The organism is Streptomyces sp. NPDC050263 (genome assembly GCF_040655955.1).
GTDB lineage: Bacteria > Actinomycetota > Actinomycetes > Streptomycetales > Streptomycetaceae > Streptomyces.
In genome coordinates this window covers 66,241-76,561 of record NZ_JBFAKW010000035.1, presented here as the reverse complement: position 1 = coordinate 76,561, position 10,321 = coordinate 66,241, and the positions used below count along the sequence as shown (strand labels likewise).

9 protein-coding genes are annotated in these 10,321 nt (G+C 69.7%); 2 read left to right on the top strand and 7 right to left on the bottom strand.

What is annotated here, in order from left to right:
- Positions 1-57 precede the first annotated feature (57 nt).
- Positions 58-1,428: a glycoside hydrolase family 43 protein gene (locus tag AB0J04_RS18435; RefSeq protein ID WP_363169516.1), complete on the bottom strand. Its 1,371-nt coding sequence runs from the start codon at positions 1,426-1,428 to the stop codon at positions 58-60.
- 222 nt (positions 1,429-1,650) lie between these two features.
- Here AB0J04_RS18435 and AB0J04_RS18430 point away from each other — a divergent pair, with 222 nt between their 5' ends.
- Positions 1,651-2,067, top strand: a complete 417-nt coding sequence (locus AB0J04_RS18430; RefSeq protein ID WP_363169515.1) for an ankyrin repeat domain-containing protein — start codon at positions 1,651-1,653, stop codon at positions 2,065-2,067.
- A gap of 123 nt (positions 2,068-2,190) precedes the next feature.
- Here AB0J04_RS18430 and AB0J04_RS18425 read toward each other — a convergent pair whose 3' ends face one another.
- From AB0J04_RS18425 to AB0J04_RS18400, 6 genes are all read right to left on the bottom strand, one after another.
- Positions 2,191-2,799: an ATP/GTP-binding protein gene (locus tag AB0J04_RS18425; RefSeq protein ID WP_363169514.1), complete on the bottom strand. Its 609-nt coding sequence runs from the start codon at positions 2,797-2,799 to the stop codon at positions 2,191-2,193.
- Complete coding sequence (locus tag AB0J04_RS18420; protein WP_363169513.1) at positions 2,786-3,142, bottom strand: DUF742 domain-containing protein; 357 nt, start codon at positions 3,140-3,142, stop codon at positions 2,786-2,788. The genes AB0J04_RS18425 and AB0J04_RS18420 overlap by 14 nt, the downstream gene beginning before the upstream one ends.
- Before the next feature lies 1 nt (position 3,143).
- The gene (locus AB0J04_RS18415) at positions 3,144-3,578 is read right to left on the bottom strand and encodes a roadblock/LC7 domain-containing protein (protein WP_363169512.1); all 435 of its coding nucleotides are present in this window, start codon (positions 3,576-3,578) and stop codon (positions 3,144-3,146) included.
- A gap of 11 nt (positions 3,579-3,589) precedes the next feature.
- Positions 3,590-6,286, bottom strand: a complete 2,697-nt coding sequence (locus AB0J04_RS18410) for a nitrate- and nitrite sensing domain-containing protein (protein ID WP_363169511.1) — start codon at positions 6,284-6,286, stop codon at positions 3,590-3,592.
- A 50-nt stretch (positions 6,287-6,336) separates the two neighbouring features.
- Positions 6,337-7,302 (bottom strand): substrate-binding domain-containing protein, encoded by a 966-nt coding sequence (locus AB0J04_RS18405; protein WP_363169510.1) that lies wholly within the window; start codon positions 7,300-7,302, stop codon positions 6,337-6,339.
- 425 nt (positions 7,303-7,727) lie between these two features.
- Entirely contained in the window at positions 7,728-8,606 is an 879-nt protein-coding gene (locus AB0J04_RS18400) for an SAM-dependent methyltransferase (RefSeq protein WP_363169509.1), read from the bottom strand.
- Between the two features lie 206 nt (positions 8,607-8,812).
- Here AB0J04_RS18400 and AB0J04_RS18395 point away from each other — a divergent pair, with 206 nt between their 5' ends.
- Entirely contained in the window at positions 8,813-10,255 is a 1,443-nt protein-coding gene (locus AB0J04_RS18395) for an MFS transporter (RefSeq protein WP_363169507.1), read from the top strand.
- Positions 10,256-10,321: the final 66 nt, after the last annotated feature.

Sequence of the window (10,321 nt, the reverse complement as noted above, 5' to 3'; positions counted from 1 at the left end):
TGCGTCCGGTACCGGACGCATCCGCGAACGGTTCCCGATCAGTAGCCCACGTAGAACTCAGTAGCCCACGTAGAACGTCGCGTCCTGCTGTTCCGTGGCCGTCGAGATCGGGTCGATGCGCAGCACGTAGTTCGAGTGCCGGATGTAACGGGTCGGGTTGTTGTACGAGCGGAACGACGACCAGCCCGCGTCCGCCAGGCCCGCCGTGCGGTAGAAGGTCGCGTCGCCGGCGAACGCCGACGTGCCGTCGTTGACGTCGAGTTGGAGCTGGTAGTTGTAGTGCCGCAGGTAGCGGGTCGGGTAGTTCACCGACTGGAAGGAGACCCCGGAGCTGTCGGCCAGGCCGGGCACGAGCTTCCACTCCGAGTCCGTGTACAGGTCGAAGGGGTACGTGTCGATGCGGCCGACGTAGTTGGAGTGGCGGACGTAGCGGTCCGGGTAGTTGTAGGACTTGAGCCGGTTCCAGGCCGGAGCGCCCCAGTGCGCGACGAGATTGCTGTACTGGGTGCTGGTGATCGTCGTGATCCCGCAGTGCTTGGAGTTGACCGGCTGGGTGTAGGTCTTCTGGTCGAGCGCGGTCCAGGTGCCCGCCGACAGGTCCGTGGACTGCCAGGCGTAGAAGACGCCGTTCGGGGTGTACGTGTCTCCCCACAGCCACCAGGTGCTGGACGTGAGGGACTTGACCAGGGTCGGGGCCTCGGTGCCCCCGTGCGCGACACCCGCGTTGAAGACCGTGAAGCTGCCCGGGTCGAGGGACGTGGACCGCGCGCCCACCAGCGTCTGGTCCTTCTTGAAGTAGAGGTAGTTCACGCCGTTCACGCCCACGGCCATGTCGCCGTCGATCACGTCGTAGCCGGGGTCGAAGAAGACCTGGGGCGCCGAGGCCGTCACGAAGTCGGTCGTGTAGTTGACCATGATGACGTTGTGGCCGCTGGAGTTGACGGCGGAGTAGATGAGCGCGTACTGCCCGCGTCCCGCGTCCCAGAACGCCTCCGGCGCCCAGCTGTGGGTGTTCATGTCGTGCAGCTTCAGCCGGTGGTAGCCGGTGAAGGTGCGCAGGTCGGTCGAATTCCACACGTGGACGTACTGACTGACGTAACTCCAGTCGGTGCCCTTGAGGTCGGTGGCGAGCACCACGAAGGTGCCGTCCTGCTTGCGCAGGATGAACGGGTCGCGCAGCCCCAGCGCGCCCTCGGTCGGCGTGACCACCGGGTTGTTCTGGTTCAGCGGCATCCAGCGCAGCCCGTCCGTGCTGACGGCGAGGTGGAGGCCGTAGTCGGTGCCGACGCCGAGGCTGGTCGACTCGGTGAAGTAGCCCATCACGTACGCCGAGTCGGCCGCGTGGGCGGCCGGGACGCCGAGGGTGAGAGCCATGGGGACGGACGCGGCCGCTCCGAGAAAGAGACGGCGGGACGGGTGGGGACTCATGTGCGCTCCAGGGGGAGGGGGTGCGGGGGCCCGTTGACGCCGATCAATAGTTCAGATAGTTCGAAATATCGAACTAAGTTCGGCGAGTCGGTCAGAAGGTAGGGGCGGGAGAGAAACAGGTCAATCACTGGGACACGCTTGGCGGTTTTCCGCCTTGTGTCTGTGCGTAGCCGTTGAAAAATCCGACGACTCGTCGCTGAACAGGGCCTAGCCTCGGCGTCCGTGAACAGAAGACGGCAGAAGAAACTGACGAAGCGCCTGGTGGCTGCGGCGATGTGTGAAGAGGGGCAACAGGTCGCACTGTTGCTCAGGGCCGGCGCCGACCCGGCGGCAGCCGACGTCGACGGCGAAACTCCCCTGTACGCGGCCTGTGTTCAGGGCGACGCGGATACGGCGCGGGTGCTGCTCGAGGCCGGTGCGCCGCCCGACGCCGAGAGCGCCGGCCTGGGCTCCGAGGGAACTCCTCTGTGCGCGGCGGCCTGTTGGGGCCACATCGAGACGGTCCGCACGCTCCTGGCCCACGGTGCCGACCCCAACCTCCGCGAGGACCACGGCACCGGGCTGACGCCCCTCGAATGGGCGACCGCGGGACCCCACCCGGAGACGGTTTCCGTACTACGTGCCGCGGGGGCCCGCTGACGAGTTCCTGGCTGACGGGTTCCGGGCTGGGGCTCGGTTCGGCTGGGGCTGGGGCTCGGTTCGGGCGGGGCTGGGGGCTGGGGGCTGGGTGGTCGGGTTGTCAGGCCGTCGCGCGGTCCGGAATCAGTGCGTAGGGTTCGGTCGAGGTGTGACGTCGTCGATCAATCGGTCGATCAGGGCGATCAGTACGTCCCGGCACGACTCCCGCTCCCGCGCGTCGCACAGCAGCACCGGAACGTGCTCCGGCAGCGCAAGCGACTCCCTGATGTCCTCCGTTGGATAGGGATGCAGTCCGTAGAAACCGTTTACGGCCACGACGAAGGGGATGCCCCGGCGTTCGAAGAAGTCGATGGCCGCGAAACTGGACTCCGGCCTGCGCACATCGATGAGGACCACTGCCCCCAGCGCGCCGATCGCCAGGTCGTTCCACATGAACCAGAACCGCTGCTGGCCGGGCGTGCCGAAGAGATACAGCACCAGGTCGGCGCCGATGGTGATCCGCCCGAAGTCGAGGGCCACGGTGGTCGACCGCTTCTCCTCGATGCCCTTCAGGTCGTCGACGTCCAGCCCGGCGACGGTCAGCGGCTCCTCCGTGCGCAACGGCGCGATCTCGCTGACAGCGCCGACCATGGTGGTCTTGCCGACGCCGAAACCGCCGGCGATGAGGATCTTCACCGTGTCGGGCGCCGCTGCCGAGTCGGCGGCGGAAGCGGCGGGATCAGATCCGGCCAAGGCCGTCCCTCACTTTCTGGAGCAGGTCCAGGTCCAGGGTGCCGGTGACGGGACGCGGCGGCCGGGCCGTGATCAGGCCCGCCTCCAGCAGATCGCAGAGCATGATGACGACCACGCTGACCGGCAGGTCGACATGGGCCGCGAGCTCCGCCACCGCGACCGGCCGGGCGCACAGCCGCAGGATCCGGGCATGCTCCGGCTGCGGCCGGGCGGCCCGCTCGGGCGGCGGGTCCACCGCGGTGACCGTCGTGATGAGCGTGAAGTCGGCGCGGCTGGGCCGGGTCCGCCCACCGGTGAGGGTGAACGGTCGGACGAGCCGGCCCGCTTCGTCGCCTCCGCTCACCTCACCCGCCGTTGGTGCGGGCGGCGGGACCGACATGGGCCCGCGGCGCCGCGCTGAGGTGCTCGCCGATCTTCTTCACCAGCATGTTCATCTGGTACGCCACCACGCCGACGTCCGCGTTCTTCCCGGCCAGCACGACGAGGTGGGCCCCCGGGCCGGCCGACGTGAGGATCAGGTAACTGTTGGCCATCTCGATGAGCGCCTGGCGCACCGGGCCGCCGCGGAAATCCATGCTGACGCCCTTGCTGAGACTCATCAGGCCGGACGCGGTCGCCGCCAGCCGCTCGGCGTCCTCACGCAGGAAACCGGTGGACTTGCTGACCACCAACCCGTCCTCGGACAGCACGACGGCCTGGTTCACGTCGGCGACCCGGTCCACGAGACCTGTGAGCAACTGGTCGAGCTGGGTGTTCGTGCCAGGGATGGAGTGTGTCATCGCGGTGTCCTTCATGAGCGGTCGGCGGGCAGTGTCGGGGTCTGGGGGATGCGTGCGGCAGCGACCGGCGGGCCGAGGTCGTCGTCCTCGGCGGCCGTGTCCTGTGGGCCGGGCACCGGCTCGTCGGCGTCGGCGTGTGCTCGCAGCGTGCCGCGCTGGAAACCGGCGAGGGAAGAGGCGGCGCGCTCCGCCGTGAAATCGTCCGGGTAACCGTCTTCTTCGCCGCGGGCTGCGGACGTGGCGTCCTCACGCAGCTCGGTGGCGAGGCTGGTCTGCGGGATCCTGCGAGGGAGCGGGACGAGGCCGCCGGGGCGGGCGGCCGCCGCTTGGGTGGCAGGGGCCGTCACCGTCCCGCGCGCCGCGGCGGCCGATGAGGCCGATGACGCCGAGGACGTCGATGAAGCGGGTGTGGCGGGTGTGGCGTCGGACGCCCGCTCACCGTTGGAGGGCGAGTGATGCGGCCGGTCGGTGGAACGACTCCATGAGGAGGACGAGTCGAGTGCCCGGAGTCCTGTGTCACCAGTCGGGGTCGGCGAGTCGAGGTCCGGTGCAGAGGCGGCATCCTTTGCCGGGGAGGAAGACGGCTCCTGCTCCGGGCCGGAGCTGTCGTGCTCCCGCTCCGAACCGGGCAGGTCCTCCGCCTCGCCGGAGGCCGAGACCTCCCGCACCGGGAGCGATGCCTCCTGTCCGGGCGACCGGAGGTCTCTCTCCGGTGCGCGAGGGCCGGCGGTTCTCGGTTCGCGGGAGAGCTCGACCGCGGGGGTCTCGGAGGTGGGCGCCTCGCGGACCACGATGTCCTCCGGGACCAGCACGATCGCCGTGGTCCCGCCGTACGGGGAGGAGCGCAGGGTCACGGCGATGCCGTGCCGGGTCGCGAGCCGGGCGATCACGAACATGCCCAGCCGCAGGTCGTCGGCGAGCGCGACCACGTCGAACTGCGGCGGGACCGCCAGCTGCGCGTTGAACGAGGCGTAGTCCTCCTCGGACATCCCGAGACCGCGGTCCTCGACCTCGATCGCCAGGCCCTTCGCCACCAGCACGGCCCGTACCCCGACCGGGCCGGGCGCCGGCGAGTAGGAGGTCGCGTTGTCGATCAGCTCGGCGAGCAGATGGATGACGTCCGCCACCGCGGGCGGCGCGATGTACACCTCCTCCTCGGTGCGCACCTCCACCCGCCGGTACTCGGCGACCTCCCCGACGGCGCTGCGCAGGATGTCGATCAGCGCCACCGGCTCGGCCCAGCTGCGGCCAGGCCGGCCGCCGCTGATGATGACGAGGTTCTCCTCGTAACGGCGCAACTGGCTCGCCGTGGAGTCCAGTTCGTACAGACCGCCCAGGATGTCCGGGTCCTGGTGCCGGCGCTCCAGCGCGTCGAGCTTGCTGAGCTGGAGGTTGACCAGGTTCTGGCTCTGCAGGGCGATGCCCAGGATGACCTTCTGGAAACCGCGCCGGGTGTCGGCGAGCTCGACCGCGGTGAGCACGGCGGTGCGCTGGGCGGTGTTGAACGCCTTGGCGACCTGCCCGAGTTCGTCGCCGCCGTAGTCCAGCGGCGGGGTCTCCGCGTCCACATCGACGGTCTCGCCCCGGTCCAGCCGGGCCACCACGTCCGGGAGCCGTTCGTGCGCCAGACTCAGCGTCGCCATCCGCAGCCCGCGCAGCCGCCGCGACAGCGAGCGGGTGATCCGCCAGGACATGCCGACGCACACCAGCACGGCGACGAGACCGCCGGCGCTGAGCGAGGCGGCCGTGACCAGCAGGTTGCGCGCGTCGTCCGCGCTGTGCTGCAACAGCGCGGTCGTCTGCTGCCGGATCAGTGCCGAGTACTGGTCGGAGACGTCGATGAGCGCGGCGCGCCACTGCTTCTGCACGTCCGGCAACACGATGTCGCCGTTTTCGCTCGGTTTCGCCCGGGCCGCGAGCACCTTGTCCTCGATGGACTCCAGGATCTGCCACTGGTAGCTCGTCAGGATCTTCTCGGTCTGCGTCTTGGCGGCGCCGGTGAGCGAGGGGACGATCTGGTCCTGCACGAGCCAGCGGCGTGAGTGGACCAGCTGGGCGAACTCCGACCACGCCTTTTCGTCCATCCGCCGCTCGGGCCCGGCCAGGGTGAGGGTGAGGTCCTCCTCGGAGACCAGTTCGGCCGCGTGCTCCAGGGCGATGAGCGGGCCGGCCTGCGAGGTCAGGTCGCCGTCGTCGACCTGGGACAGCTCCTGGAAGGCGTGGATCTGGTCGTCGATGATCGAGGTGTACTGGTCCAGCGCCTGGGCGGCGGTGATGTCGGTGGGGTCGTCCACCTGACCCCGGTAGTACTCCAGGCTGCCCGCGGAGGCGACGACCGAGTACAGCCGGTCCCTGACGCGGGCGGGCGCCCGCTGGATGTCGTCCGCCCGGCTGACCAGCTTGTCGACCGCCGCGTCCGTCTTCCTGCGTTGCGTTTCCAGCGCGGCCCGGGAGCTGTCGGGCGAGGTCAGCCATACGGCCGACAGGCTGCGTTCCTGCTGGAGCGCGAGCGTCGCCTCGGTGCCCATCGCGCCGGTCGACCTGCTCAGTTCGGTCTGGTCACGCAGCTGTAGCCCCTCCGTGAACATCTGGGTCGTCGTCACACCCCACATGGCGGTGAGCGTGACGCTGGGCACCAGCGCAAGGAGGATCAGGGAGAGACGTATGGAGCCGAGACGGCGGCGCCGGGCACCTGTCCGTGGAGACATAGTCGTCCTAGGGCGATCTGCGGGGGAGGGGGAGCGGAGGAACAGCCTGGTCAACGGGTTCCGGCGGCGGCGAAGCGAGCGACTTCGGCGACGTTGGCCTTCGTGACGAAGGCCGGGCCGGTCAGCACGGGGGCCACCCCGCCGCCGCTGAGGTTGCCGTTGGTCTCGTAGAGCCAGAGCGCGTTCACGGCCAGGTAGCCCTGGAGATACGGCTGTTGGTCCACGGCGAACTGCACGCTGCCGTCACGGACGGCCGCGACCAGGTCCTCGTTGAGGTCGAAGGTGGCGACCTTGGCCCTGCTGCTCGCCTGCCCCGCCGCCTTCACCGCCGAGAGCGCGAACTGTGCCCCGTTCGTGATGACTTCGTCGATGTCGGGGTCCTGCTGGAGACGTGCGCGCACGGCAGTGGTCATCGCGTCCATGTCCGTTCCGTCGACGTAGAGCATCTGGGTCTCGCCGGTGAACGTCTTCTTCACGCCCGCACAGCGCGCTTCCAGAGCGACGTTGCCCTGCTCGTGGATGACGCACAGGGCGTGCTTCGCGCCGAGGTCGTCGAGTTTGGCGCCGACGGCACGGCCCGCGACGCTCTCGTCCTGACCGAAGAACTCCAGGAGCCCCGCGGCACGCCAGGCGTCGATACCGGAGTTGAGGCCGACCACGGGTATGCCGGCCGTCTCGGCCTGGCTCACGGGAGCCTTCATGACCTGCGGCTTGGCCAGCGTCACCGCGATGCCGTCGACCCGGTCACGAATCGCGTCCCGCACCAGCTCGGCCTGCCCGGCGCCGTCGGAGTCGCTGGCATACGTCAGAACGACGCCGTCCTTGGCGGCCGCCGCCTCGGCGCCCTTGCGCACCAGTTCCCAGAAGGCGTCGCCCTCGGCGCCGTGGGTGACCAGGGCGATCTTGATCCCGTGGCCCGAGCCGCCGGCCCCGTCCGCGTTCGAGCCGGACGACGTGGTGCCGGAGCAGCCGGCGAGAAGGAGGCAGCAGGCCGCGGCCAGGGCCGCGAGGCGCATGGACCCGAGGAATCCGAGAGAGCCGACAGCCCCGACAGAGTTGACAGAGCCGACAGCTTTGAGGGATTCGAGAGTTCCGAAGGATTCGAGAGTTCCGAGGGAACCGGAAGAGGCAGGAGCGGGGAGGGGATTGTTCATGGGGGGCTGCACCTCGCTGTGCGGCAGAGCAGGAGGACGGGGCGAGCACCGCCGGAGCGAGGGGTGCGCACCGGCGGGAGACATTCGTTGGCTCGGAGCCAACCCTGTGTGACCGCTGGTAGTCAAGTGAGCAACCACCTGGTGTGAGGCGCTGCTCCCGCATTGTGATGCGAAGCGGGCATCGGGGACGGAGCAGAATATGTCCGCAGGTGAGTTGACTGATCGTCAATCTCTGTGGACTCTTCTTGATCTTCCTGCCGAGTGTGTCCGACGTGGCGGGGCCACGGTCAGGGCTTGCGGGCCACCGCCCCGTACATGGCGATGTCCTCGTCGCGGAGCACCTCGGTGCCGGTGCTCGTCCCGGTGTCGGTGCCTGTGCCTGTGCGTGTGTCTGTGTCTGTTCCGGTGTCGTCCGGGCGCCAGTGGTGGACCTGGACGATGCCGGGGTCGACGAGGTCGAGGCCCGTGAAGAACTCCGCCGCCTGCGCGTGCGTGCGCAGCCGCATCGGCATACCGCGGGCAGCGTACTCACGGGCGACCCGACCGACTTCCTCGGGTGCGAAGTCCGCGGTGCCGATGGACATCGCCAGATGGCTGCCCGACGGCAGCGGATCGAGAAGGCGGCGGACGATACCGACGGCGTCGTGCTCGTCGAGCAGGAAGTGGACGATCGCGATGACGGTGAGGGCTACGGGCCGGTCCAGATCCAGGGTGTCGCGGAACTCGGGCGCGGCCAGGATGCCCGCCGGATCGCGCATGTCGGCCTCCAGGTACGCCGTGCGCCCCTCTGGCGTGCTGCGCACCAGGTCCCGGGACAGGGCGAGCACGAGCGGGTCGTTGTCGACGTACACCACCCTGGAGTCGGGGGCCGCCGCCTGGACGATCTCGTGGATGTTGGGGGAGGTGGGAATGCCGCTGCCGATGTCCAGGAACTGACGTATCCCCGCCTCCCGCGCGAGGTGGCGCACCGCGCGGTTCATGAAGTCGCGGTTGGCGCGCATGTGGACGGGCAGCGCCGGCCACTCCTGCACCATCGCGTCCCCCGCCTCGCGGTCCGCCGGGAAGTGGTCCTTGCCGCCGATGATGTAGTCGTAGATCCGCGCGGAGTGCGCCGTCCCGGTGTCGATGGCGTTGTTGCCGTCGCTTTCCGCTTCATCGCTGGTCATGTGTCTCAACCTCCCACCGTCGACCGAGGGTTGAACCGGGAAGTGGGATTTCTTCGCCGCACGGGCTTCCGATGGAGGAAAACGTCGTTCCTGGAGTCGTTGGTGGAACCGTGTTCGCATCTGCTCGCACGCTGACCTCCATGACTTCCGAACACGCCGTATCGCCTGAAACGCAGGAAACATCAGAGATGTCGGAGACATTTGAGATGTCTGATACATCCAAGACGTCAGAGACATCTGAAACCGTCTACTCGCCACCGCACCGTTCACGGCGGCGTGCCGCGCTCGTCGCCCTGTTGCTGGGCGAGGCCATGAACCTGCTGGACGCGACCGTCGTGCAGGTGGCCGCACCGGCGATCCACGCCGACCTGGGCGGGGCCGTGTCGGACGTGCAGTGGTTCACGACGGCGTACACCCTGCCGTTCGCCGTGCTGCTCGTCCTCGGCGGCAGACTGGGCGACATCGCCGGCCGTCGCCGGGTCTTCGTGAGCGGAATCGTCGTCTTCACGGCCGCGTCCGTCGCCTGCGCCCTGGCTCCCGGCACGGGACTCCTGATCGGCTTCCGTGCCGTCCAGGGCGCGGCGGCCGCCTTGGTGGTGCCCCAGACGGTCGGGCTCATCAAGGCGATGTTCTTTGGTGCGGAACTGTCGCGCGCATTCGGCAGCATCGGGCCGGTGATGGGGCTCGCGGGCGTGTGCGGACCGGTGCTCGGCGGGGTGTTGACCCACGCCGATCTGCTCGGCTCGTCGTGGCGTGCAGCGTTCCTGCTCAACGTGCCGATCGCCGTGCTCGTCCTGGTCCTCGCCGCCGCGCTGCCGGAGAACCGCGCCCCGCGCCGCCCGACCCTCGACCTCACCGGCACCGCCCTCGCGGCCGTCGGCACCGGGCTCGCCGTGTTCCCGCTCATCGGCGCGGACATCTCGGCGATGGGTGCCAGAGGTTGGGGCTGTGTCGGGGCCGGGCTCGCCGTACTCGCCTGCTTCGCCGTGCACCAGCGGCGGGTCGCCGCCGCGGGGCGAAGCCCGCTGGTGGAACCCGGACTGTTCAGCCACCGTGGTTTCCCGGCCGCCCTGGCCACCTCCACGGCCTTCTTCGCCGTGACCACAGGCCTCACGACGGTCGTCGTCCTGCAGCTGCAACTCGGCCTACATGTCGCAACGTTGACAGCAGGGCTGTCGCTGGCGCCGTGGTCGGCGGGGCTGGCCGTGGCGTCCTGGGCGGCGGGCGCGCACCTCGTCCGGCGGCACGGTCACCGGGTGATGTTCGTCGGGCTCGGGGTGCTGCTCACCGGAATCCTGGCCGCCGTCGCCGTCTACGACCGCGCCGACCCCGGAGCCTATCCGCGCCTCCTGCTGCTCGCGCTCGCCGTGATCGGCGTCGGCGCCGGCCTGTTCGCCCCCGCCTTCTTCACCCTCGCCCTCGCGCCCCTGCGTCCGCAGGAGACGGGGTCGGCCGCCGGACTCCTCAACGCCGTCCAGCAGCTCGGCGCGACCCTCGGGGTCGCCGTCCTCGGCAGCGTCTACCTGCACGGTTCGACCGGCGGCGGGACGGCGGACGCGGCCGAGGCCGCGTTCTGGACCGCGGGCGTGATGGTGGGGGTGGCCGCCCTGGCGGCCCGGGGGATGACGGTGAGGGGGGAGCGGGTGTAGGCGCGCAGGGTTCGTCGGGGAACCGCTCGCAGCTTCGAGGGGTGAGCGGGACCGGGCTGGTCTCCG